Origin of the sequence: Enterobacter cloacae complex sp. GYL001 (assembly GCF_049237125.1) — a bacterium.
Classification (GTDB): Bacteria; Pseudomonadota; Gammaproteobacteria; order Enterobacterales; family Enterobacteriaceae; genus Enterobacter; species Enterobacter hormaechei_C.
The window spans coordinates 50,352-74,664 of record NZ_JBMKGW010000018.1 but is presented as its reverse complement, the minus strand read 5'-3'; the positions used below and the strand labels follow the sequence as shown (position 1 = coordinate 74,664).

Annotated in this window: 21 protein-coding genes, 2 tRNA genes and 1 pseudogene; 16 read left to right on the top strand and 8 right to left on the bottom strand. The window is 56.6% G+C overall.

Going from position 1 to position 24,313, the window contains the following annotated elements; genetic code table 11:
* Nucleotides 1-10 precede the first annotated feature (10 nt).
* Together ACOTWU_RS21885 and ACOTWU_RS21880 are read left to right on the top strand one after the other, a co-directional pair.
* Nucleotides 11-87, top strand: a tRNA-Asp gene (locus tag ACOTWU_RS21885).
* A gap of 52 nt (nucleotides 88-139) precedes the next feature.
* A tRNA-Trp gene (locus ACOTWU_RS21880) sits at nucleotides 140-215 on the top strand.
* Nucleotides 216-314: 99 nt separating this feature from the next.
* On the opposite strand, the gene hdfR is transcribed toward ACOTWU_RS21880, so the two are convergent.
* Entirely contained in the window at nucleotides 315-1,136 is an 822-nt protein-coding gene (gene hdfR / locus ACOTWU_RS21875; RefSeq protein ID WP_023304628.1) for an HTH-type transcriptional regulator HdfR, read from the bottom strand.
* A gap of 118 nt (nucleotides 1,137-1,254) precedes the next feature.
* On the opposite strand from hdfR, the gene ACOTWU_RS21870 reads away from it, so the two are divergent.
* Nucleotides 1,255-1,593 (top strand): DUF413 domain-containing protein, encoded by a 339-nt coding sequence (locus ACOTWU_RS21870; RefSeq protein WP_006808641.1) that lies wholly within the window; start codon nucleotides 1,255-1,257, stop codon nucleotides 1,591-1,593.
* Between the two features lie 27 nt (nucleotides 1,594-1,620).
* On the opposite strand, the gene ACOTWU_RS21865 is transcribed toward ACOTWU_RS21870, so the two are convergent.
* Nucleotides 1,621-3,141: a YifB family Mg chelatase-like AAA ATPase gene (locus ACOTWU_RS21865; RefSeq protein WP_193548040.1), complete on the bottom strand. Its 1,521-nt coding sequence runs from the start codon at nucleotides 3,139-3,141 to the stop codon at nucleotides 1,621-1,623.
* 340 nt (nucleotides 3,142-3,481) lie between these two features.
* Between ACOTWU_RS21865 and ilvL the strand changes: the two genes are divergently transcribed.
* The 7 genes from ilvL to ilvA all read left to right on the top strand — a co-directional run bounded on the left by ilvL (nucleotide 3,482) and on the right by ilvA (nucleotide 10,032).
* The gene (gene ilvL / locus ACOTWU_RS21860) at nucleotides 3,482-3,580 is read left to right on the top strand and encodes an ilv operon leader peptide (protein WP_001311244.1); all 99 of its coding nucleotides are present in this window, start codon (nucleotides 3,482-3,484) and stop codon (nucleotides 3,578-3,580) included.
* 86 nt (nucleotides 3,581-3,666) lie between these two features.
* Entirely contained in the window at nucleotides 3,667-3,717 is a 51-nt protein-coding gene (ilvX, locus tag ACOTWU_RS21855; protein ID WP_166792073.1) for a peptide IlvX, read from the top strand.
* A 2-nt stretch (nucleotides 3,718-3,719) separates the two neighbouring features.
* Complete coding sequence (ilvG, locus tag ACOTWU_RS21850) at nucleotides 3,720-5,366, top strand: acetolactate synthase 2 catalytic subunit (protein WP_023304625.1); 1,647 nt, start codon at nucleotides 3,720-3,722, stop codon at nucleotides 5,364-5,366.
* Nucleotides 5,363-5,626, top strand: coding sequence for an acetolactate synthase 2 small subunit (ilvM, locus tag ACOTWU_RS21845; protein WP_003860184.1), 264 nt, complete (start codon nucleotides 5,363-5,365; stop codon nucleotides 5,624-5,626). Before ilvG ends, ilvM begins: the two co-directional genes overlap by 4 nt.
* An 18-nt stretch (nucleotides 5,627-5,644) precedes the next feature.
* Nucleotides 5,645-6,574, top strand: a complete 930-nt coding sequence (gene ilvE / locus ACOTWU_RS21840; RefSeq protein ID WP_003860182.1) for a branched-chain-amino-acid transaminase — start codon at nucleotides 5,645-5,647, stop codon at nucleotides 6,572-6,574.
* A gap of 60 nt (nucleotides 6,575-6,634) precedes the next feature.
* Nucleotides 6,635-8,485, top strand: a complete 1,851-nt coding sequence (gene ilvD / locus ACOTWU_RS21835) for a dihydroxy-acid dehydratase (protein ID WP_008501574.1) — start codon at nucleotides 6,635-6,637, stop codon at nucleotides 8,483-8,485.
* A gap of 2 nt (nucleotides 8,486-8,487) precedes the next feature.
* Nucleotides 8,488-10,032 carry a threonine ammonia-lyase, biosynthetic gene (gene ilvA / locus ACOTWU_RS21830; RefSeq protein WP_026094330.1) on the top strand — a complete coding sequence of 515 codons (1,545 nt, stop codon included), beginning with the start codon at nucleotides 8,488-8,490 and terminating at the stop codon, nucleotides 10,030-10,032.
* A 97-nt stretch (nucleotides 10,033-10,129) separates the two neighbouring features.
* Here the strand turns inward: ilvA and ilvY are convergent, their stop codons facing one another.
* Complete coding sequence (ilvY, locus tag ACOTWU_RS21825; protein ID WP_017693777.1) at nucleotides 10,130-11,020, bottom strand: HTH-type transcriptional activator IlvY; 891 nt, start codon at nucleotides 11,018-11,020, stop codon at nucleotides 10,130-10,132.
* Between the two features lie 152 nt (nucleotides 11,021-11,172).
* Between ilvY and ilvC the strand changes: the two genes are divergently transcribed.
* Nucleotides 11,173-12,648 carry a ketol-acid reductoisomerase gene (ilvC, locus tag ACOTWU_RS21820; protein ID WP_006808634.1) on the top strand — a complete coding sequence of 492 codons (1,476 nt, stop codon included), beginning with the start codon at nucleotides 11,173-11,175 and terminating at the stop codon, nucleotides 12,646-12,648.
* A gap of 38 nt (nucleotides 12,649-12,686) precedes the next feature.
* Here the strand turns inward: ilvC and trmL are convergent, their stop codons facing one another.
* The 5 genes from trmL to lldP form a co-directional block, all read right to left on the bottom strand.
* Entirely contained in the window at nucleotides 12,687-13,160 is a 474-nt protein-coding gene (gene trmL, locus ACOTWU_RS21815; protein WP_039269488.1) for a tRNA (uridine(34)/cytosine(34)/5-carboxymethylaminomethyluridine(34)-2'-O)-methyltransferase TrmL, read from the bottom strand.
* A gap of 45 nt (nucleotides 13,161-13,205) precedes the next feature.
* A complete protein-coding gene (locus tag ACOTWU_RS21810; RefSeq protein ID WP_047718912.1) occupies nucleotides 13,206-14,546 on the bottom strand; it encodes an MFS transporter in 1,341 nt (446 codons plus the stop codon).
* Between the two features lie 180 nt (nucleotides 14,547-14,726).
* Nucleotides 14,727-15,914, bottom strand: coding sequence for an FMN-dependent L-lactate dehydrogenase LldD (lldD, locus tag ACOTWU_RS21805; RefSeq protein WP_015572772.1), 1,188 nt, complete (start codon nucleotides 15,912-15,914; stop codon nucleotides 14,727-14,729).
* On the bottom strand, nucleotides 15,911-16,684 hold the full coding sequence (gene lldR, locus ACOTWU_RS21800) for a transcriptional regulator LldR (protein ID WP_006808630.1): 774 nt from the start codon (nucleotides 16,682-16,684) through the stop codon (nucleotides 15,911-15,913). The genes lldD and lldR overlap by 4 nt, the downstream gene beginning before the upstream one ends.
* Nucleotides 16,681-18,336 (bottom strand): L-lactate permease, encoded by a 1,656-nt coding sequence (lldP, locus tag ACOTWU_RS21795; RefSeq protein WP_003860175.1) that lies wholly within the window; start codon nucleotides 18,334-18,336, stop codon nucleotides 16,681-16,683. Before lldP ends, lldR begins: the two co-directional genes overlap by 4 nt.
* Nucleotides 18,337-19,435: 1,099 nt before the next feature.
* Here lldP and ACOTWU_RS21790 point away from each other — a divergent pair.
* From ACOTWU_RS21790 to ACOTWU_RS21770, 5 genes and pseudogenes are all read left to right on the top strand, one after another.
* On the top strand, nucleotides 19,436-20,017 hold the full coding sequence (locus ACOTWU_RS21790; protein ID WP_126499284.1) for a fimbrial protein: 582 nt from the start codon (nucleotides 19,436-19,438) through the stop codon (nucleotides 20,015-20,017).
* A 30-nt stretch (nucleotides 20,018-20,047) separates the two neighbouring features.
* Nucleotides 20,048-20,722 carry a fimbrial biogenesis chaperone gene (locus ACOTWU_RS21785; RefSeq protein ID WP_023295610.1) on the top strand — a complete coding sequence of 225 codons (675 nt, stop codon included), beginning with the start codon at nucleotides 20,048-20,050 and terminating at the stop codon, nucleotides 20,720-20,722.
* 4 nt (nucleotides 20,723-20,726) lie between these two features.
* Nucleotides 20,727-20,903, top strand: a complete 177-nt coding sequence (locus tag ACOTWU_RS21780) for a hypothetical protein (RefSeq protein ID WP_232964484.1) — start codon at nucleotides 20,727-20,729, stop codon at nucleotides 20,901-20,903.
* Between the two features lie 3 nt (nucleotides 20,904-20,906).
* Nucleotides 20,907-23,206, top strand: a pseudogene (locus ACOTWU_RS21775) (fimbria/pilus outer membrane usher protein).
* A 9-nt stretch (nucleotides 23,207-23,215) separates the two neighbouring features.
* Nucleotides 23,216-24,310 (top strand): fimbrial protein, encoded by a 1,095-nt coding sequence (locus ACOTWU_RS21770; protein WP_126499283.1) that lies wholly within the window; start codon nucleotides 23,216-23,218, stop codon nucleotides 24,308-24,310.
* The last annotated feature ends 3 nt before the right edge of the window (nucleotides 24,311-24,313 follow it).

Sequence of the window (24,313 nt, the reverse complement as noted above, 5' to 3'; positions counted from 1 at the left end):
AGTATTCGGTGGAGCGGTAGTTCAGTCGGTTAGAATACCTGCCTGTCACGCAGGGGGTCGCGGGTTCGAGTCCCGTCCGTTCCGCCACTTATTAAGACATTAAGCCTGCCCTTCCGGCAGGCTTAATGGCAAAAACTTTAGGGGCGTAGCTCAGTTGGTAGAGCACCGGTCTCCAAAACCGGGTGTCGCGAGTTCGAGTCTCTCCGCCCCTGCCATATAGAATCCTTTGCTTCGGCAAAGGATTTTTTTTGCCTGCAAAACAGCTCAACACCTTCCTGAAGAATAAGCAGCCTGCGTTTCCGCAGGCTTTTGCGTTAATCCAGTATGCTGGTTTTTAACAGATCTTTTATCTGCGACTGCTTATCGCTGTTTTGCAGCCAAATGGCATACAGCGGTCTGGAGAGCGTTGTCGAATCGGTGACAACATGGAGTGTAGGATTATTATCCGCCCAGCGAACAGGTAACCAGGTACAGCCTTTCAATGCGGGAAGATGCTGGCATGCGATCTCCGCTGAGCTTGTCGTGAGCTGCGGGATATCATCGCTGGCAATTAACCCCGTCTCGTGTTGCTGAAAATCAGGCCCCCATTCCAGGCGTAAATAATTCAGGTCGGCCTTCATCATTGCAGGCTCCGATGCATAGAGCGCCAGGCTAAATTGTCCAACAATCTGGCTGCTAAATTCGTCCATCTTGGGGGCTTCTGTGGTGATCAGCAGATCAAGCTGCCGCTCGTGGAGTTGCTTAACCAGCGACTGACGTTGCGCAATCCTCGCCTCAAATTGCAGATGGTTGTGTGTGCGATATAGCCGCATAAGCCATTGGCTGAGCATGCATTCCCATAGCGATGCGCTGGCACCGATCGAGAATTCATTATGCCGGGAGGTGTGCGCAACCTCCTTTCGCGCTGCCTGCCAGGTATTCATCAGGGTTTCTGCATAAGGCAACAGCTTTTCACCAGCCGGAGTTAAACGAATATTGTTGCGATGGCGGGTAAAAAGGTTCACACCCAGTTGATTTTCCAGCTGTCGAATACGAAAACTGACTGCTGACTGCGTCAGGTAGAGGGCTTCAGCTGCTCGCCCAAAGTGTCGCGTTCTGCTCACTTCGAGGAAAGTTTTTAGCAATTCCGTATCCACATCTTTCTCCACAAAATTATTTGTCGTTATGATTTAAATGTTTTGTTTTACACTCTGTCAAGCGTAACTAATACTCCGCGCCATAAATAGCTCGGCCAAAGAATTAGGAGCGTGTAGGATGGCGGAAAGCTTTACGACGACTAATCGTTTTTTCGACAATAAACATTACCCGCGCGGGTTCTCTCGTCACGGCGATTTCACTATCAAAGAAGCTCAACTTCTTGAGCGCCATGGTTATGCCTTTAACGAGCTGGATCTGGGCAAACGTGAACCGGCAACCGAAGATGAAAAACAGTTTGTCTCTGTTTGCCGTGGTGAGCGTGAGCCGCAGTCTGATGCAGAACGTGTATGGATCAAGTATATGGCTCGCATTAAGCGTCCTAAGCGTTTCCATACGCTGTCTGGTGGTAAGCCGCAGATGGAAGGTGCAGAAGACTACACCGAGTCTGACGATTAAGAAGAGAAGGGGCTACGGCCCCTTTTTTTACGCCAGCATTTTTTGCAGATGCAACAGCAGCCGATCGATCGCACGGTAACTTAATGCCTCCTGCAAATGCCGCCTCTCTATTCCGGGGCAGCCCTCCACGTCGGCGACCGTGCGCGCTACTTTCAACAAACGCTGCCACGCGCGAATGGATAGCCCAAACCGCGTCAGTGTCTCTTCCAGCCAGCCTGCATCTTCAGCGTTGAGAGAACAAAACTGTCGGATCCCGCTGTTATCCAGCCGGGCATTCAGCCTGTTCTGACGAGCATACTGCCGCGCCTGCGCCGCAATAACCCGTTCACGCACAGCTGCTGAGCTTTCGCCTTTGATACCGGTTTGCCTCAGCAGACCGGGTGGGGGCAGGGGGATCTCGAGAGATAAATCAAAACGGTCGAGGAAGGGGCCGGACAGCTTACTCAGATAGCGCAGCGTCTGCTCTGGCGTACAGCGGTTATGGTTGCCCTGATAATGACCCGTAGGGCTAGGGTTCATCGCGGCGACCAGCTGAAACTGCGCAGGGTAGCTTATTTTGGCCCGTGTACGAGACAGATGGATTTCGCCGGATTCAATCGGCTCCCGCAATGCATCCAGCACGCGGCGTTCAAACTCTGGCAATTCATCCAGGAAGAGAATGCCGTTGTGCGCCAGTGAGATTTCACCCGGACCGGGGATCGAACCCCCGCCCACCATCGCGGTAAGAGACGCACTGTGATGTGGAGAGCGGAAAGGACGGCGGCGCCACTGTTTATGCAGCGACGTAGAACTGACCAGGCTAAATATCGCGGCGCTTTCCAGTGCTTCATGATTATTGAGGGGTGGCAACAGGCCGCTCAATCTGCTCGCCAGCATCGTTTTCCCCGTGCCTGGCGGACCTATCAGTAACAGGTTATGCCCACCCGCGGCCGTTATCTCTAACGCCCGTTTACCCTGTTCCTGACCCATAATATCGCTGAGATCCTCGGGCGAAGCTGGCGCCACCTCGTCATTCTCCTGCGGCTCGGCAAGCTCGTGTCGGCCTTCCAGCCAGGCGCAAACCTCTTGCAAATGTCCCGCGACAAGACACCCCTTTTCGGCGATAAGGCTTACTTCAGAGGCATTTTCATTGGCCACAATGATTTGTCTTCCCGCGCGTATGGCTTCAAGCGCACCCGAGATTGCTCCGGGAACGCCTCTTAACGCGCCTGTAAGCGCTAATTCACCCACGAACTCACACGAGCTTAGCCCTGGCGTATTGAGCTGTTCAGAAGCCGCGAGAAGCGCTATAGCAATAGGTAAATCATATCGCCCTCCCTCCTTTGGCAAATCGGCAGGCGCAAGGTTAATGGTGATCTTCTTCGCCGGAAAAGCATAACCGCTATTAATAATTGCGCTGCGCACGCGATCCCTCGCCTCTTTAACGGTCGTTTCTGGTAAGCCGACCAGCGTCAGTCCGGGCAGTCCATTACTTAAATGAACCTCTACAGAAATAAGCGGTGCCTTCACGCCGATGGCCGCGCGTGTATAAACAACTGACAGTGACATAAGCCCTCCTTGGCGGTGACTATGCCAGCATCATTTTTTCCTGTTTAGCACTAATTCACTGAATTACGGCGCTCGTTCCAGCCTTTTAGCGGCAAAATGTAATCCTTACATGTCGGTGGAATCGGCCTCGCAGAAAAGAAATCATGCGCGCCTTGCCGGATGAAGCAGGACAACAAAATGAAAAATCTTCATTTCTATTTTTTCCCTATATAAAACAACGATTTTGAAAGAAATAGTTCGCATGCTACAGATATAGGTCATAAAAAAATCTTGTGTCAGATGAAATATCTGTGGTAACTCTTTAGGTATTCCTTCGAACAAGATGCAAAAAGAACTGAAAATGACAGCCCTTCTACGAGTGATTAGCCTGGTCGTGATTAGCGTGGTGGTGATTATTATCCCACCGTGCGGGGCTGCACTTGGACGAGGAAAGGCTTAGAAATCAAGCCTTAACGAACTAAGACCCCCGCACCGAAAGGTCCGGGGGTTTTTTTATGACTAAAAAACTTAAATGAGGAGCAGAGAATGACGACTAGCACAAAATTCTGTTTCTCCAGATTTATGACGGGGAACTAACTATGAATGGGGCACAATGGGTAGTACATGCGTTGCGCGCGCAGGGAGTCGAAACCGTATTCGGTTATCCGGGTGGCGCAATTATGCCGATTTACGATGCACTGTATGACGGCGGCGTGGAACACCTGTTGTGCCGACACGAGCAGGGCGCAGCGATGGCCGCCATCGGTTATGCCCGTGCGACCGGTAAAACTGGCGTCTGTATGGCCACCTCAGGTCCCGGCGCAACGAACCTGATCACCGGCCTGGCTGACGCGCTGCTCGATTCCGTACCCGTGGTGGCGATCACCGGCCAGGTGGCCTCTCCATTCATCGGCACCGATGCTTTCCAGGAAGTGGATGTGCTCGGTTTATCGCTGGCCTGCACCAAACACAGCTTCCTCGTTCAGTCTCTCGAAGAGCTGCCGCGGGTGATGGCCGAAGCGTTCGAGGTTGCCAGCTCTGGCCGTCCTGGCCCGGTTCTGGTTGATATCCCGAAAGATATCCAGGTTGCACTCGGCGATCTGGAGCCGCATTTCTCTACCGTGGAAAGCGATAATGCGTTCCCGCATGCAGAGGTGGAAGAGGCGCGTCAGATGATGGCGCAGGCCAAACAACCGATGCTGTACGTAGGCGGCGGCGTGGGCATGGCGCAGGCTGTTCCGGCGCTTCGCGCGTTCATTGCGACCACGCAAATGCCCGCCACCTGCACGCTGAAAGGTCTCGGTGCGGTAGAGGCAGATTACCCGTACTACCTCGGCATGCTGGGGATGCATGGTACCAAAGCGGCAAACCTGGCGGTGCAGGAATGCGACTTGCTTATCGCCGTCGGCGCCCGTTTTGACGACCGCGTTACCGGCAAGCTGAATACCTTCGCGCCGAACGCCAAAGTGATCCATATGGACATCGACCCGGCGGAGATGAACAAACTGCGTCAGGCGCATGTCGCGTTGCAGGGCGATCTTAACGCGCTGTTACCGGCGCTGGAGCAGCCGCTGGATATCAACCCATGGCGTCAGCACACCGCTGATATGCGTACTGAACACGCGTGGCGTTACGATCACCCAGGCGACGCCATCTATGCGCCGCTGCTGTTGAAACAGCTGTCAGACCGTAAACCCGCAGACAGCGTGGTAACGACGGATGTCGGCCAGCATCAGATGTGGTCAGCCCAGCACATGACCTACACCCGCCCGGAGAACTTTATCACCTCGAGCGGGTTAGGGACGATGGGCTTCGGTCTGCCAGCAGCCGTTGGCGCGCAGGTTGCCCGCCCGAACGATACCGTTATCTGTATCTCCGGTGACGGCTCCTTCATGATGAACGTCCAGGAGCTCGGCACCGTGAAGCGTAAGCAGTTACCGCTGAAGATCGTCTTGCTCGATAACCAGCGTTTAGGCATGGTTCGCCAGTGGCAGCAGCTGTTCTTCCAGGAGCGTTACAGCGAAACGACCCTGACCGATAACCCCGATTTCCTCACCCTGGCCAGCGCCTTCGGCATTCCTGGCCAGCACATCACCCGTAAAGACCAGGTTGAAGCGGCACTCGACACCATGCTGTCAAGCGAAGGGCCATACCTGCTTCATGTCTCAATCGACGAGCTTGAGAACGTCTGGCCGTTGGTACCGCCCGGTGCCAGTAACTCACAAATGCTGGAGAAATTATCATGATGCAACATCAGGTCGCCGTGCAGGCTCGCTTCAACCCGGAAACGTTAGAACGCGTATTGCGCGTGGTTCGCCACCGTGGCTTTCAGATTTGCTCTATGAATATGGAAACGGCCACCGACGCGCAGAACATCAGTATCGAATTAACCGTTGCCAGCCCGCGGCCGGTCGACTTACTGTTTAGTCAGTTATCAAAACTGGTAGACGTTGCCCATGTTGCCATCTGCCAGAGCACAACCACATCACAACAAATCCGCGCTTAAGCGTGACAGGACGAAAAAATGACGACAAAAAAAGCTGATTACATTTGGTTCAATGGTGAGATGGTTCGCTGGGAAGACGCGAAAGTTCACGTGATGTCCCACGCGCTGCACTACGGCACCTCCGTGTTTGAAGGGATCCGTTGCTACGACTCTCACAAAGGGCCAGTGGTGTTCCGCCATCGCGAACACATGCAGCGTCTGCATGACTCAGCCAAAATTTATCGTTTCCCGGTCTCCCAAAGCGTTGATGAGCTGATGGAAGCCTGCCGCGAGGTGATTCGCCAGAACAAACTGACCAGCGCCTATATTCGTCCGCTGGTCTTCGTGGGTGATGTCGGCATGGGCGTCAACCCGCCCGCTGGCTATAACACCGATGTGATCATTGCCGCGTTCCCGTGGGGCGCCTACCTGGGCGCGGAAGCGCTGGATCAGGGGATCGACGCAATGGTTTCTTCCTGGAACCGCGTGGCGCCAAACACTATCCCGACTGCGGCTAAAGCGGGCGGTAACTACCTTTCCTCACTGCTGGTCGGCAGCGAAGCGCGCCGTCACGGCTATCAGGAAGGTATCGCGCTGGATGTGAATGGCTACATCTCCGAAGGCGCGGGTGAAAACCTGTTTGAAGTGAAAGACGGCATTCTGTTCACCCCGCCATTCACTTCGTCCGCGCTGCCGGGCATCACCCGCGACGCCATCATCAAGCTGGCAAAAGATCTGGGTATCGAGGTGCGCGAGCAGGTACTGTCCCGCGAATCCCTGTACCTGGCTGACGAAGTGTTCATGTCCGGTACCGCGGCTGAAATTACGCCGGTGCGTAGCGTCGATGGCATTCAGGTGGGCGAAGGCCGCTGTGGCCCGGTCACCAAACGCATTCAGCAAGCCTTCTTCGGCCTCTTCACCGGCGAAACAGAAGACAAATACGGCTGGTTGGATCAGGTTAATCACTAAATATAAATTTGGGACGGCACGCACCGTCCCATTAAATAGTCAGACGGGAGTAAATAAAGCATGCCTAAGTATCGTTCAGCCACCACCACCCACGGCCGTAATATGGCGGGTGCCCGCGCACTGTGGCGCGCCACCGGAATGACCGACGCCGATTTCGGCAAGCCAATTATCGCCGTGGTGAACTCCTTCACCCAGTTTGTGCCGGGCCACGTGCACCTGCGCGATCTCGGTAAGCTGGTTGCCGAGCAAATCGAAGCCTCCGGCGGCGTGGCGAAAGAGTTCAACACCATTGCGGTGGATGACGGTATCGCAATGGGCCACGGGGGAATGCTCTATTCACTGCCGTCGCGCGAGCTGATCGCCGACTCGGTGGAGTACATGGTTAATGCCCACTGCGCCGATGCAATGGTCTGTATCTCCAACTGCGACAAAATCACCCCGGGGATGCTGATGGCTTCCCTGCGCCTGAACATTCCGGTGATCTTCGTCTCTGGTGGCCCAATGGAAGCGGGGAAAACCAAGCTCTCCGACAAAATCATCAAGCTCGACCTGGTCGATGCGATGATCCAGGGCGCGGACCCGAAAGTCTCTGACGAGCAGAGCGACCAGGTGGAACGCTCCGCGTGCCCGACCTGCGGCTCCTGTTCCGGGATGTTCACCGCCAACTCCATGAACTGCCTGACCGAAGCGCTGGGCCTGTCTCAGCCGGGCAACGGCTCGCTGCTGGCGACCCACGCCGACCGTAAACAGCTGTTCCTTAACGCGGGCAAGCGCATCGTTGAGCTGACCAAACGCTACTACGAGCAGGACGACGCCAGCGCGCTGCCGCGTAACATCGCCAGCAAAGCGGCGTTCGAAAACGCCATGACGCTGGATATCGCCATGGGCGGTTCCACCAACACCGTTCTGCACCTGCTGGCCGCCGCGCAGGAAGCTGAAATCGACTTCACCATGAGCGACATCGACAAGCTCTCCCGCAAAGTGCCGCAGCTGTGTAAAGTCGCGCCGAGTACCCAGAAGTACCACATGGAAGATGTCCACCGTGCGGGTGGCGTGATTGGTATTCTCGGCGAGCTGGATCGTGCCGGGCTGCTGAACCGCGACGTGAAAAACGTGCTCGGCCTGACGCTGCCGGAGTCGCTGGAGCAGTACGACGTGATGCTGACCAAAGACGACGCGGTGAAAAACATGTATCGCGCCGGTCCGGCGGGCATCCGTACCACCCAGGCGTTCTCGCAGGATTGCCGCTGGGACACGCTGGATGACGATCGCGCCGAAGGCTGCATTCGCTCGCTGGAACATGCCTACAGCAAAGACGGCGGTCTGGCCGTGCTGTACGGTAACTTCGCGGAAAATGGCTGCATTGTGAAAACCGCAGGCGTGGACGACAGCATCCTGAAATTTACCGGCCCGGCAAAAGTGTATGAAAGCCAGGACGAAGCGGTAGACGCTATCCTCGGCGGCAAAGTGGTGGAAGGCGACGTGGTGGTCATTCGCTACGAAGGGCCGAAAGGCGGCCCCGGCATGCAGGAGATGCTCTACCCGACCACCTTCCTGAAATCGATGGGCCTCGGCAAAGCCTGCGCGCTGATCACCGATGGTCGTTTCTCTGGCGGCACGTCAGGCCTCTCCATTGGCCACGTCTCGCCAGAAGCGGCAAGCGGCGGCAATATCGCGATCATCGAAGATGGCGACCTGATCGAAATCGACATTCCGAACCGCGGCATTCAGCTGAAGCTGAGTGACCAGGAGATTGCGGCCCGTCGTGAGGCGCAGGAAGCCCGCGGCGACAAAGCCTGGACGCCGAAAGATCGTCAGCGTGAAGTCTCCTTCGCCCTGCGCGCTTACGCGAGTCTTGCCACCAGTGCAGATAAAGGCGCGGTGCGCGATAAATCTAAACTGGGGGGCTAATGATGGCCGAGTCACAACCCTTATCCGCCGCCCCGGAGGGGGCGGAATACCTGAGAGCGGTACTACGCGCGCCGGTCTATGAAGCGGTGCAGGTCACGCCCCTGCAAAAAATGGACAAACTCTCTTCGCGTCTCGACAACGTCATTCTGGTGAAGCGTGAAGACAGGCAGCCGGTGCACAGCTTCAAGCTGCGCGGCGCCTACGCGATGATGGCCGGGCTGACGGACGAGCAGAAAGCACGCGGGGTGATTACCGCCTCGGCGGGCAATCACGCGCAGGGCGTGGCGTTCTCCTCGGCGCGTCTGGGGCTGAAGGCGCTGATCGTGATGCCGGTCGCCACCGCAGATATCAAGGTCGACGCGGTGCGCGGGTTCGGCGGAGAAGTGCTGCTTCACGGCGCTAACTTTGACGAAGCCAAAGCCAAAGCGATTGAGCTGGCGCAGCAGCAGGGCTTCACCTGGGTGCCGCCGTTCGATCACCCGATGGTGATTGCCGGGCAGGGTACGCTGGCGCTGGAACTGTTGCAGCAGGACGCCCATCTCGACCGCGTTTTCGTCCCGGTGGGCGGCGGTGGCTTAGCCGCAGGTGTGGCGGTGCTGATCAAACAGCTGATGCCGCAGATCAAAGTGATTGCGGTTGAAGCGGAAGACTCTGCCTGCCTGAAGGCGGCGCTGGACGCGGGACATCCGGTAGATCTGCCGCGCGTCGGGCTGTTCGCCGAGGGCGTGGCGGTGAAGCGCATTGGCGACGAAACGTTCCGCCTGTGCCAGGAGTATCTCGACGATATCGTCACCGTCGACAGCGACGCTATCTGCGCGGCGATGAAAGATCTCTTCGAGGATGTGCGTGCGGTGGCGGAACCATCCGGCGCGCTGGCGCTGGCGGGAATGAAAAAATACATCGCCCAGCACAATATTCGCGGCGAGCGTCTGGCGCACGTGCTTTCCGGTGCCAACGTGAACTTCCACGGTCTGCGCTACGTTTCCGAGCGCTGTGAGCTGGGTGAGCAGCGTGAAGCGCTGCTGGCGGTGACCATTCCGGAAGAAAAGGGCAGCTTCCTGAAGTTCTGTCAGCTGCTGGGCGGTCGTTCGGTAACGGAGTTCAACTACCGCTTTGCCGATGCCAAAGATGCGTGCATTTTTGTCGGCGTGCGTCTGAGCCGTGGCGTGGAGGAGCGCAAAGAGATCCTCAGCCTGCTGCATGACGGCGGTTACAGCGTGGTCGATCTCTCCGACGACGAGATGGCGAAGCTGCACGTGCGTTACATGGTCGGCGGCCGTCCATCCAAGCCGCTGAAGGAACGCCTGTTCAGCTTCGAGTTCCCGGAATCGCCGGGCGCGCTGCTCAAGTTCCTGCACACGTTGGGCACGCACTGGAACATCTCTCTGTTCCACTACCGCAGCCACGGCACCGACTATGGCCGCGTACTGGCGGCGTTCGAGCTGGGCGAGCACGAGCCGGATTTCGAAACGCGCCTGAACGAGCTGGGCTATGAGTGCCATGACGAAACCCACAACCCGGCGTTCCGTTTCTTCCTGGCGGGTTAGGTTGTTCGGGAAAATGCCTGATGGCGCTGCGCTTATCAGGCCTACGTTCTAAGGGGTGAACTGCGTGTAGGCCGTGTAAGCGCAGCGCCACCCGGCTTTAGTGGTTCGGCAATATCGTCCAGAACGCATCAATAAGCGGCTCATGCAGCCGCTTTTTTTGTGCGCACACGCCTAGCTCGAACGGCGTTTTCTCATCGCTGCGTTCTAAAATCATCACGCGATTGCGCACCGGCTCCGGGCTGTTTTCCAGCACCACTTCCGGTAGCAGCGCTACGCCGCAGCCGAGCGCCACCATCGATACCATCGCCTCATGGCCGCCGACCGTGGCGTAAATCGACGGGTTACTGATCTTCTGGCGGCGGAACCACAGCTCAATGCGGCGGCGCACCGGCCCCTGATCGGCCATGATAAACGGCACCGTGGACCAGTCCGGTTTCTCCACCGAAACCTGGTTGCGCACCGGGCAGGGCAGCGCCGGGGCAATCAGCACTACCGCCAGATTCTCCAGCATCGAGAACGCCACCGCCCCCGGCAGCGTTTCAGGTTTTCCGGCAATCGCCAGATCCGCTTCGCCCGTAACCACTTTTTCCATCGCGTCGGCGGCATCGCCGGTGGTGAGCTTAATTTCAACCGACGGATGTTCCGCGCGGAAGCGGTCGAGAATGGGGGGAAGATGGCTGTAGGCAGCGGTCACGGAACAGAAAATATGCAGCTCGCCGGAAAGCGACGGCCCCTGCTGGTCGATGGTGTGCCGCAGCTGCTGATACTGTAATAACGTCTGCTGAGCAAAGATGCGCAGCTCTTCACCTGCTTCCGTGAGGGTGACGGTGCGGTTATCGCGCACGAACAGCGGCTGGCCGAGGTCTTCCTCAAGGCGCTGGATCTGGCGCGACAGCGTGGAGGGGCTGACGTGCATCGCCCGGGCGCTACGGCCAAAGTGACGGCTTTCCGCCAGGTGCAGGAACATTTTCAGATCGCGTAAATCCACCGATTCCACTCCCTCTTTTTACATTGCAAAAATTGCAATGTGACGTTGTGAATATATCAATTTCCGCAATAAATTTCCTGTTGTAATGTGGGTACATTCTCGCTGAAACGCGAACCGAACAATAAGACACACAACATCACGAGGTATCACCCATGGCTAACTACTTTAATACACTGAACTTGCGCCAGCAGCTGGCGCAGCTGGGCAAATGCCGCTTCATGGCGCGCGATGAATTTGCTGATGGCGCGAGCTATCTTCAGGGTAAAAAAGTGGTCATTGTCGGCTGTGGCGCACAGGGTCTGAACCAGGGCCTGAACATGCGTGACTCCGGGCTGGATATCTCCTACGCCCTGCGCAAAGAAGCGATTGCTGAAAAGCGCGCTTCCTGGCGTAAAGCGACCGAAAACGGCTTCAAAGTGGGCACCTACGAAGAGCTGATCCCGCAGGCGGATCTGGTGGTTAACCTGACGCCGGACAAGCAGCACTCTGACGTTGTGCGTTCCGTACAGCCGCTGATGAAAGACGGCGCCGCGCTGGGTTACTCCCACGGCTTCAACATCGTTGAAGTGGGCGAGCAGATCCGTAAAGACATCACCGTAGTGATGGTGGCACCGAAGTGTCCGGGCACCGAAGTGCGCGAAGAGTACAAACGTGGCTTCGGCGTACCGACGCTGATCGCCGTTCACCCGGAAAACGATCCGAAAGGCGAAGGCATGGCGATTGCCAAAGCCTGGGCAGCGGCCACTGGCGGCCATCGTGCGGGCGTGCTGGAATCTTCCTTCGTTGCGGAAGTGAAATCTGACCTGATGGGCGAGCAGACCATCCTGTGCGGCATGCTCCAGGCCGGCTCTCTGCTGTGCTTCGACAAGCTGGTGGAAGAAGGCACCGATCCGGCATACGCGGAAAAACTGATTCAGTTCGGCTGGGAAACCATCACCGAAGCGCTGAAGCAGGGCGGCATTACGCTGATGATGGACCGACTGTCCAACCCGGCAAAACTGCGCGCGTTCGCACTCTCTGAACAGCTGAAAACCATCATGGCGCCGCTGTTCCAGAAACACATGGACGACATCATCTCCGGCGAGTTCTCTTCCGGCATGATGGCGGACTGGGCGAATGACGATAAGAAACTGCTGACCTGGCGCGAAGAGACCGGTAAAACCGCGTTCGAAACCGCACCACAGTATGACGGCAAGATCACCGAGCAGGAGTACTTCGATAAAGGCGTCCTGATGATCGCGATGGTGAAAGCGGGCGTTGAGCTGGCGTTCGAAACCATGGTGGATTCGGGCATCATTGAAGAATCTGCGTACTACGAATCGCTGCACGAGCTGCCGCTGATCGCAAACACCATCGCCCGTAAACGTCTGTATGAGATGAACGTGGTGATCTCCGATACTGCCGAGTACGGTAACTACCTGTTCTCTTACGCCTGCGTACCGCTGCTGAAAGAGTTCATGACCACCCTGCAAGCGGGCGATCTGGGCCAGGCGATTGCGGAAGGAGCGGTTGATAACGCGCAGCTGCGTGACGTCAACGAAGCGATTCGCAGCCACGAAATCGAGAAAGTGGGCCAGAAACTGCGTGGCTACATGACCGATATGAAACGTATCGCGGTAGCAGGCTAAACACGACGAATCGGGTGGCGTAAGCCACCCGAACTGTTTTAGCTACGCAATATCGCGCCGGGATAACCCAGCTGGCGCCACGCCTCATACACCACCACCGACACCGCATTCGACAGGTTCATGCTGCGGCTGTCCGGCATCATCGGAATACGAATTTTCTGCTCAGCGGGCATGGCATCCAGAATGGTGGCCGGCAGGCCGCGGGTTTCCGGACCAAACATCAGATAATCCCCGTCCTGATAGCTTACGGCGCTGTGCGCTGGCGTACCTTTGGTGGTCAGGGCGAACATGCGCTGTGGTTTTTCGGATCCCAGAAACGCGGCGTAATCGTGATGACGAACGACGGCGGTAAACTCATGGTAGTCCAGCCCCGCGCGGCGCAGACGTTTGTCGTCCCACGTAAAGCCCATCGGCTCAATAATGTGCAGACGAAAACCGGTGTTGGCGCACAGGCGGATAATATTGCCGGTGTTCGGCGGAATTTCTGGTTCGAATAAGACGATGTTAAGCATGCTGCCCCCTTAATTGCGGGGGCAGAATAGCAGAAAAGAGAGGGACTAGGCGACGCCCGGCTCCTGCGCGCGGCTATACAGCATTTTGTAGACGGTTGCCGCCGCAGCCACGAGAGCAGGTACGCTGAGGATCATTAAAATACTGTCCGCCTGCCACTGCATGGAAAGAAGCTGGGCGCTGGTCATGGTGCCCGCCACGCCGCCGAAGCGGCCGATCCCCTGCATCCAGGCGATACCCGTCGCACGGCACTCGGTAGGGTAAAAGGTGGCGGCCAGGGTCTGCATGCCCGACTGCGCGCCGTTCATCGCGATCCCCATCAGGAAAATTAACCCGCCAAACAGGGCGATATGGTTATGCTCAATGCCGAGTAAAAGAATCAGGCCCATCGTCAGCACGAAACCACACGCGACCACCTTGTGCGCTTCCCAGCGATCCATCATCCAGCCCGCGAGCAAAATGCCAGCGGTGCCGCCGAAGGTGAACAGCGAGGTAAGCCAGGCGGATTCCGTCAGCGCATATCCCATCCCCTGCATCAGCGTTGGCATCCAGCTCAGCAGGACGTAATAAATCACCAGCCCCATAAAATAGGTGACCCACAGCATCAGGGTGCCGGGCAGCCAGGGCATGGAAAACAGCTGCGACACGCTGCCTTTTTTCGACGCGACTTTCTCCTCCGCGAGGAAAAAGCCCGTGACGCTATCCAGCGTGCTGCGGGCGAACCGGCTGGCGATGCGGCGAACCTGGGCGACGTCTTTCCCGCGCTGCACCAGAAACTTCACCGACTCCGGCAACAGCAGCGCCAGCAGCACCGTTAAAATCAGCGGCGCAATCGCGCCGGTCAGCAGCACGCTTCGCCAGCCGTGGTGAGGGATAAGCCAGGACGAGATCGCCCCGCCGCCCGCCGCACCCAGCGGAAAGCCGCAGTACATGGTGTTAATTACCATGGCGCGGCAGCGCTGGGGGGCAAACTCGGAGATCAGCGTGATGGCGTTAGGCATGGCAGCGCCGAGGCCGAGGCCTGTCAGAAATCGCCATAGCGTCAGGGTATTCAGACTTTGCGCCCAGGCCGTGCCCAGGCTCGCCAGGCCGAAGAACAGGCATGAAAAGACCAGTACGCGCTTGCGTCCCATCCGGTCCGATACCGGACCTGCAATCAGGGCTCCCAGCGACAGCCCCAGCAGCGCCGCACTCAGCACCGGCCCCAGATCCTGTTTATGTATTCCCCACTCTGTCGACAGCGTAGGCGCAATGTAACCCATCGCTGCGGTATCAAACCCATCAATCGCCAGCACCAGAAAGCCCAGCACAATAAGAAGCCAGTGAAACCCTGAAAAAGGACTTTCATCGATCACCTGCTGAATATCCACCCGACCTGAATACGTCATACGTTCCCCTCCGATGTGATGTTGTTTTTGTGTTCTTGTATTTGCTTGTCTATACAATTGCGGAGAGGCGGGGTGTGTCAAATTTTCTTATCCAGAATGTTACGCAGGTGTTATTTTCAACAAAAAAAGCGCCCGAGGGGGAAGTCGGGCGCGGAAGAAGGGAAGGCTAACCGGGGGAGATCAGGCCGCGTTTCCCTGAGAAAGAGGGGCCAGCGCCGCAGGCAGCTTACTGAGCTCCTGCACCAGAGAGTCTTTGCTGATTTCACCGATTGTTTTCGCACCGGTCAGCGTCATCGCCACCTTCATCTCTTTCTCGATCAGGTTCAGCAGATTCGCCACGCCCGCCTGGCCGCTGGTGGCCAGCGCGTACAGGTAAGCACGGCCCAGCAGCACGCTGTCCGCGCCCAGGGCGATCATGCGCACCACGTCCAGCCCGTTACGGATGCCGCTGTCGGCCAGGATCGCAATATCGCCTTTCACCGCATCGGCAATGGCCGGCAGGGCGCGGGCGGAGGAGAGCACCCCGTCAAGCTGGCGGCCACCATGGTTAGAGACCACGATCCCATCGGCGCCAAAACGTACCGCGTCGCGGGCATCTTCCGGGTCGAGGATCCCTTTGATCACCATCGGGCCGTCCCAGAATTCGCGGATCCACTCCAGGTCTTTCCATGAGATCGACGGATCGAAATTGTTCGCCAGCCAGCCGATGTAATCCTCCAGCCCGGTCGGTTTACCCAGGTAGGCCGAAATATTGCCCAGATCGTGCGGACGGCCGTTCACGCCCACATCCCACGCCCACTGCGGGTGCGTCACCGCCTGCCAGTAACGGCGCAGGGCCGCGTTAGGGCCGCTCATGCCGGAGTGGGCGTCGCGGTAGCGCGCGCCGGGGGTCGGCATGTCGACGGTAAAGACCAGCGTTGAGCAGCCCGCCGCTTTGGCGCGCTCCAGCGCGTTGCGCATAAAACCGCGATCGCGCAGGACGTACAGCTGGAACCACATCGGGCGCTTGATGGTCGGGGCGACTTCTTCAATCGGGCAGACGGACACGGTGGAAAGGGTAAACGGAATGCCTTTGGCATCTGCGGCGGCGGCGGCCTGCACTTCACCGCGACGAGCATACATGCCGCATAAACCGACAGGTGCGAGCGCTACCGGCATGGAGAGCGTTTCGTTAAACAGCTTCGTCTCAAGGCTCAGGTCAGACATATTCTTCAGCACGCGCTGGCGCAGGGCCACCTCCGACAGGTCTTCCACGTTGCGGCGCAGGGTGTATTCGGCATACGCCCCGCCGTCAATGTAGTGGAACAGGAACGGGGGCAAAATGCGCTGCGCCGCGGCGCGATAATCACTGGCTGCTGAAATAATCATGCTTTGTTCTCCCTGGAAATATCACTCTCGCCAGGCAGACGGGTAATACGCGCCTGTCGGGCCTGATCTTCATCGAATCGTTTAATGGTGGTATGCACGAAGCCGAGATGCGCCATCATCGCCTTGCGCGCGGCCTCGGCATCACCGGCCAGAATGGCGTTGAGCACCGCCTCGTGCTGTTCGGTCAGCTGAGCAAACACCGGCGGGACCAGATACATGCGCTGGCGGCTCTGCTTCACGGAGGATTGCAGCAGGTCGAAGAACCCGCGCATGGTTTGCAGCAGCACCACGTTGTGCGAGGCCTCGGCAATCGCCAGATGGAACCGCACGTCCGCCTGGGAGGCGATGTCCGGGTCGCTGCTTTGCGTGGCCTCAAAACAGGCTTTGAGCTTCTCTTTGTCGGCGTCGGTTGCCCGCATCGCCGCGTGCCACGCTGTACTGGTTTCGATGGCGTGACGCGCTTCGAGGATGTCGAAGCTGTAGTCCGGGTCGTTTTCCATCAGCGTCTTCAGCGGCTGCACGATGTTTTGTTCGGACCAGTCGTCATGCTGCCAGCGCACGAAGGTGCCGCCGCCGCGACGGCTCAGCAGCACCCCTTCACTAACCAGCGTCGCCAGCGCCTCGCGCAGTGAGTTGCGCGACACGCCAAGCTGAGCGGCAAGCTGACGCTCGGCGGGCAATCTCATGCCCGCTTCCAGCTGTTGTTCTTCTATCAGCGCCCGTACGCGAGTGGCAATCTCGTCGGACAGGCGTCTGGGCATCACTATCATGGAATCATCCAGGTTAAGACATAGGCCTGCAATGTGGTGATCACGCCCACCATGCAGGTAAATATCAGGCTGTGTTTAACGGTAAAGCGGAACAGATCCGACTCTTTGCCTACCAGCCCCACCGCGGCACAGGCAATGGCGATGGACTGCGGCGAGATCATCTTCCCGGTCACGCCGCCGGTGGTGTTCGCGGCGACCAGCAGCACGTCCGAGACGCCAATCTGCTGCGCAGCCGTGGCCTGTAGGGCGGCAAACAGGGCGTTAGATGACGTATCTGAACCAGTCAGGAACACCCCCAGCCAGCCGAGGAACGGCGAGAAGAAGGTAAACGCGTGGCCGGTATGCGCCAGCGCTAACGCCAGCGTCGACGACAGGCCGGAGTAGTTCGAAATAAACGCGAACGCCAGCACCATGCCGATGGAGTAAATCGGCAGCATCAGCTCTTTAATCGTCGCCGCAAAGGTCTGCACCGCGGCGGCAGGCTTCATGCGCAGCCACACTACGGAAAGGATAGCGGCAAACAGGATGGCCGTGCCGGTGGCTGAGAACCAGTCGAACTTAAACACTGCCGCATATGGCGTGGCGTCGTGCACCACCGGTGGCATACGGGCGACCATTTTGTCGAGGAACGGCACGGAGATATTAATCACCATGTCGTACAGCGCGCCGCCCGGGGCGAACAGGGCTTTAAAAGGCGGAATGCTCCACAGCGTCACGGTGGCGGTCAGGAACAGGAACGGTGACCATGCGCGCACAATCTGTCCGGCGGTATAGCCGGTGCGCGCCAGAGTCTGATCCACATGTGAGGCACCCATATCGGCAAAGCGGAAGATGCGCACCGGCTGCCAGCGTTTCAGGAACAGCGTCAGACAGACCAGCGACACCAGGGAAGAGATGATGTCCGGCAGTTCCGGGCCGAGGAAGTTGGAGCTGAGATACTGGGCAATGGCGAACGAACCGCCCGCTACCATCACCGCAGGCCAGGTCTCCTTCACGCCGCGCCAGCCGTCCATAATCGCCATGATCCAGAACAGCACGATAATGGTCAGGAACGGCAGCTGGCGACCTACCATCTGGCCGATCTCGAAGCTGTCCAGCCCGGTCACCTGGCCCGCCACCAGAATCGGAATGCCCATCGCGCCAAACGCCACCGGGGCGGTGTTCACAATCAGGCACAGGCCAGCGGCATACAGCGGGTTAAAGCCCAGCCCGACCAGCAGAGCGGCGGTGATCGCCACCGGCGCGCCAAATCCTGCCGCCCCTTCAAGGAACGCCCCGAAGGAGAAACCGACAATCAGCATCTGTAAACGCTGGTCCGGTGTAATAGAGAGAATCGACGAGCGAATAATGTCGAACTGCCCGGTTTTGACCGAGATTTTGTAGACAAAGACGGCGGCGATGATGATCCACGCAATCGGCCACAGGCCGTAGAAGAAACCATACACCACGGAGGCCAGCGCGCGATCGACCGGCATTTTATAGAAGAACAGCGCCACCAGCAGGGCGATGGCAACGGTGTACGTTGCGGCAAGGTAGCCCTTCAGCTTGAGCTTTATCAGCGCAAAGAAGAAGAACAGGATCGGTAGCGATGCGATCAGGCTCGACAGCCAGATATTCCCGGCCGGATCGTAGTTTTGTTGCCAGAGGCTCATGCAGGTCTCCTGAGGACCACACAGGTGTTCGTCGGGTGAGTCTCTGCTCATCTCAGCGTCACACTTAGTGTAAAAGTGGTCCATCCAATATTGTGATGTAGGGTTAATGGCAATAAATGGTTAACCAAGTGTTGCTATTCGGCAATGGTTTTGTGAAGTGGAGCATCAAAACTGTGAACGATGGATAGCTTTGCGCATGATTGGTAGGACCAAAATCGCAAAATCAACTCACCGTGTGCGTTGGGAGCGGTAGTCAGGTGGAGGGCATTACTTTCGCCTTTTGAGCAGATACGGCGCGTAAAAGATGTTGAATAAAATGGGGAGGTGATAATATTACGTGAATTGAATGAGGTTTGTTTGCTTTATTTGTGTTTTTGAAAAGCTGTATATATGTGAGCAGAGTGATTTATTTCCTATAAATAAAATTTTTTTTGGTTAAAAATGCGAAATCTAAGCTGTAGCAAAAAATTTTAATTAAGGTAAATTTCACATATAGATTTTAACAGTGTATTACAAACGATCAATTGCTGATCGATAAAGAAATATCCTGTTTAACCGTGATTTTTCAGGATAAAGGGCAAGAATTTTTTGCTGAAGTGACATTTTTTGGCTAATAATATTCTGAAATAAATTGATCAAACAATGATCAGTTGGCTCTCTTGTAATTTAGTTACGGTATTAAAAGCAAATTAATAATTATCAGGGCAATCGAAAGGGGTTAAATTTGTTAGCTGAGTGTTAATTTTAGAGTGTTTACAGACGCGGCGTACTGCTTTTCAATACGTAGACGTTAAAAGGCATATGATTTACTATTTATTCAGAAGCAACGTTACAGAAGACATTAAATTTATTACTAACCACAACGTATTCAGTGTTATTTTCGGCCAGAAGTCATTTCCTCAGTTGCAGGATATCTGTGTATGGCCTTCTGAAAATATACGGATTATCACCATGGGATGGACCCTGCTTTATTCTATAAGGTCGCGTCACCCATTCTGCTAAAACCCTTTTGGTGGCGTTTTTAAATCCTTATAGCGGTTATTGTACCTGGTACAACAAGTCTATATCTGTTTAATTTACAGAGGGGAAAGTGTTCCAAATGAAAATCAAAAATGTGGCGCTGGCGATTGCCGCGGCGGGGCTGCTGTTATCTTCTCAATCAGTACTGGCAAGCAGTGATTCTGGCGTTAATGCTTCCCTGGATACAGGCGCTGGCTCGCAGAGCACAGGCGGCGTGATCAACTTTACCGGGAAAATCACCCTTATTTCCTGTGATATTACCCCTGCGTCAAAAAGCAAAACGGTAGACCTCGGCGCGTGGGCGAAAAGCTACTTCGACGATCATAGCGAAACGACGCCGCGTGAGTTCAAAATCAACGTAGAGAACTGCCCGGAGACGGTTGAATCGGTTGCGGTACTGTTTGACGGAACAAAAGATACGGTGAATGACACACTGCTACAGGTTACGCCAGGCGAAGGTATGGCGACGGGCGTCGGCGTGAAGCTTTATAACAGCGATCGCAGCACCGCGATTAAACCGGGTGCGGTATCTGAAACAACCGCACCGGATGCTGAAGGCAATGCTGAATTAACGTTTTATGCTTCTCTCGACAAAGACGGGTCGGAAATTAACGCGGGCGACGTCAATGCCGTTTCCAACTTCCTGATGGTTTATAACTGATTTCACTCTCAGCCACCTCCAGAGATAATAATGATGAAACGTTTATCGTATATTATGCTCACTGCATTAATGGTTAGTTCTGCGTCAGTTTCCGCTGGCGTTGTAATGGGGGGAACACGGATCGTATACCCACAACACAGCAAGGAGGTGGCATTTTCTGTTTCTAATATGGAAAGTGCGGTTCCCTATCTTATTCAGTCGTGGGTTGAAGGTGATGGGCAGGATAAAAATAACGCTGCGCCATTTATTGTCACGCCACCTCTGTTCAGACTTGATCCGGAGCAGACCAACACGCTGCGTATTCAATATACCGGCGCTCCGCTGCCCACAGATCGTGAATCTGTATTCTGGCTCGATATTAAAGCGATTGCGCCAAAGCCAAAAGAGAGCAGCAACGAATTACAAGTTAACGTTAAATCGAAATTTAAAATTTTCTACCGCCCGGACAACCTTAAAGGGGACGCTGCCACTGCCTGGCAGAAAATAACGTTTTCGCGGACGGGAAAAGGGCTTAAGGCCGCCAACCCGACGCCATACTACGTCTCTTTTTATCGACTGTCCGTTGGCGGGCATAAAATTGAGCAGCCGGGCATGATCGGTCCAGGGGAAATCCGCGAATGGCCTGTGTCCGCCTCCGGGGGCGTAAGCTGGTCGGCTATTAATGATTTTGGTGCCATCACCGCCACCCACACCCAGCCTCTTTAAGACCATGTCTTTTCGCCTGTTTCGTTACGCGCCGCTTTCGGTGTTGCTGCTTAGCTTCAGCCGCGCGGGGATGGCCGAGGATTACTTTGATCCCGCCGCGCTGGAGCTTTCCTCTACCGAACAGAAAACGGCGGATCTGCACTATTTCTCTGAAAAGGGCGGGCAGATGCCAGGCACCTGACTCGTGACGCTGGAGATTAACGGACGCGAGGAGCGGCATCAGGAGATCACCTTCGTCAATGAGAAAGGCAGCCTGCAACCCGTTTTTAGCGTATCGCTGCTGGAAGCGCTTGGGGTGAATGTCAGGGCCATTCCTGCATTCTCACGGTTGCGGGAGGGAGAAACGTTCACGCACCTCGCGGATTTCATTCCGGCAGCGCGAACCTCCTATGATTTCAACCAGCAGCGTCTCTTTCTCAGCCTGCCGCAGGCGGCGATGAAACACCGCAGCCGTGGCTACGTGCCGCAGTCGCAGTGGGACGATGGTATCCCGGCGGCATTTACTGATTACAGTCTGTCGGGCGGCCAGGCACATCATCAGCGTGGCGTCACGACATCCAGCTATCTGAGCCTGCGTAACGGTATCAATCTGGGGGCGTGGCGGTTGCGCAACACCTCCGCCTGGAGCCACAGCGACGCGGGCGGCGACCATTTTCAGTCGCAAAGTAGCTGGCTGACCCGGGATATTCGCCGTCTTAACAGCCAGCTACGGATCGGCGATGCCTGGACCGCAGGCGACGTCTTCGATAGCGTGGCGTTTCGCGGGGTACAGCTCACATCAAGCGAAAGCATGTTGCCCGACAGCCAGCGCGGCTTCGCACCAACCATCCGCGGCGTCGCACACAGCTTCGCTAAAGTCTCCGTTTCGCAAAATGGCTATGTGATCTATGAAACCTGGGTGGCCGCCGGGCCATTTATCATTAACGATCTGTTCCCCGGCGCACAAAGTGGCGATCTACAGGTGACGGTCACGGAAAGTGACGGCTCAACGCGCGTCTTTACCCAACCCTATTCTGCGGTGCCGTTTATGCGACGCCTGGGCAGCCTGAAATACAGCCTCAACGCCGGACGATTTCACTCCGGCTCCGGCGATGCGCGTTCACCTGAGTTTGTTGAAGGCGCTTTCTTCTACGGCCTGCTCTCGAGGATGACGGTGTATGGCGGCTTTCGTACGGCGAGCAACTATCAGGCCGGTGCAATTGGCGTAGGCAGAGGGTTTGGCGCATTTGGCTCGCTGGGCATTGACGATACGCTGGCAAAAAGCCGTTTACCCAATGGCAAAAGCGCGATGGGGCAGGCGTGGCGCATTCAGTATCAGAAAGATTTCAGCGCTACCGGCACCGCCTTCAACCTGGCGAGTTATCGCTATGCCTCGCGCAATTACTATGAATTCAGTGAACTGAATCAGTCTGACAGCCAACAGCTGCAACTCAATAATCGCCGTAGCCGCTCGCAGGTCACCTTCTCACAGACGCTGGGTCAGTTCGGCAGCCTCAGCGTCTCGGCATGGATGCAGGATTACTGGCATACGTCCGGGCAGGATAAAACCATCCACATTGGCTGGTACACCAGCTGGCGAGGCATTACCTGGGGCGCGGGGTATGACTACACCGACTCAGCGCTTGAGCAGCATCCCGATCGTACCGTGTCGTTTAACGTCAATGTTCCGCTTGGTCACTGGTTACCGGACAGCTCGGTCAGTTACTTCATCAACCACAACAATCGTGGGATGACCACTCAGCAGGTGTCACTCAACGGCAGTGCGCTGGCGAATCGCAACCTTAATTACAGCGTTCAGCAGAGTAAGGCCAGCGAGGGACAAGCCGACAGTACCAGCCTGGCGCTGCAATACAACGGTGGCTACGGCAACGTCAGCCTCGGTTATGACCACAGCCGAAGCGGTAGCAACGCGAGCCTCGGACTCGCCGGAGGCGTTATCGCCACGCAGTATGGCGTCACGCTTAGCCAGCCGCTGGGCGATACCGTCGCCCTGCTACGCGTGCCCGGCGCGGCGAACGTTGAGCCGGAGGGCTACAACGGGATCCACACCGACAGCCGCGGCTATGCGGTCATGCCAACGCTCTCGGCGTATCGCAAAAATACCGTCAGTCTTGATACGGCGACGCTGGGTGAGAACGTCGACGTTGAGCAGAGCGGTCTGACGCTCATTCCCACCAGCGGCGCGGTGGTGCTGGCCAATTACAAAACCCACATTGGTTATCGCGTTCTGTTTTCCCTGCGCTACCACGGCGAACCGTTGCCGTTTGGCGCGCAGGCTGAAGTGGTGGAGCAGAACCGCCATTCTGCAAACCGAAGCATGGTCGCTGACGGCGGTAGGCCTACCTGAGCGGGGTACCAGAGCGCGGCACCCTGCGCGTCAGCTGGTATCAGGACGGGGAGCAGCAGCAATGCCAGACACCTTTCAGACTGGGGAAAGCTCATATGGCCCCCGGTATCGCCACGCTATCCGTTGAGTGCCATTAGAGGAATATCATGCGTCGTTTTATTCACTGGTTTTTCTATCTGAGCCTTCTTTCGCTTTTTGGCATGCTGAGTTTTCATGCCCATGCTCAGACCTCATCTTGCCGCACCACGCGCGATCAGTGGGTCGTTCAGGTGCCCTACGCCATAGGGTATGCGCCCGGCACGGCGGACTGGACGCCGATATCTGCGCCGATACAATCTACCGGGGCGGATTTCTACAGCTGTGATGGCGGGAATGATGCCTGGCGTAGTATCGGCTTTGTCGACATGGATAACCCTGTCGGCAGCGTGGTTGGTGAAGACGGTGCGTCACGTCACGTCTATAAAACTCAGATCGACGGCATCGGCTATGCGCTGGGGTTCCGGGAACAGCAGTACTGCGGCGCCGATGCGGTACGCTATATTGACGGCACAAGTCAGGTGAATGGCAATGAGTCCCGGCGCATTTGCGACGCATCGCAAAACCCCGCCTTTGCCAGCGCCTCAATGTATAAAATGCAGTTCTGGGTGGTGTTTTACAAAATTCCAACGACCAGCGCCATGCCTGACGATAACGCCAATTCCCAGGAGCAAAATGTCGGATCGCTGATATTGCAGGCGGGAGAAAATCAAGCCAGCGCCACCAACGTGGCGACACCGGTACAGATCCATCTCGCCAGCTTCACCGTCAGGCGTACCAGCTGTTCAGTGGGCTCTCGCAGCATTCTTGTTCCCATGGGGAGCGTGAGCCAGCGTGAATTTCATGGCATAGGCTCCCGCGCCGGAGGCGGACGCTTCAGCATTCCGGTGACCTGCGAAAATAACACGGCGGTGAAGATGGGTTTCTTTGGCGATACCACGCCGGGCAACGATCGGGCACTGGCATTGACGAAACAGGAGGATAGCGCCAGCGGTGTCGGGATCGAACTGCTTTACGGTGACAATACCGGTTCGGTTCAGGGGCAGGTGGTACCGTGGAACACCCCACAGGTGTCAGCATTTGGGCAAGTGGGGGATAACCAGACGCAAACCTTCTGGTTTGATGCGCATTACCTTCAGACGGAAGAGAACGTGACGGCGGGAAAAGCGGATGCGATGGCGACGTTTAACCTGATTTACAACTGAGTT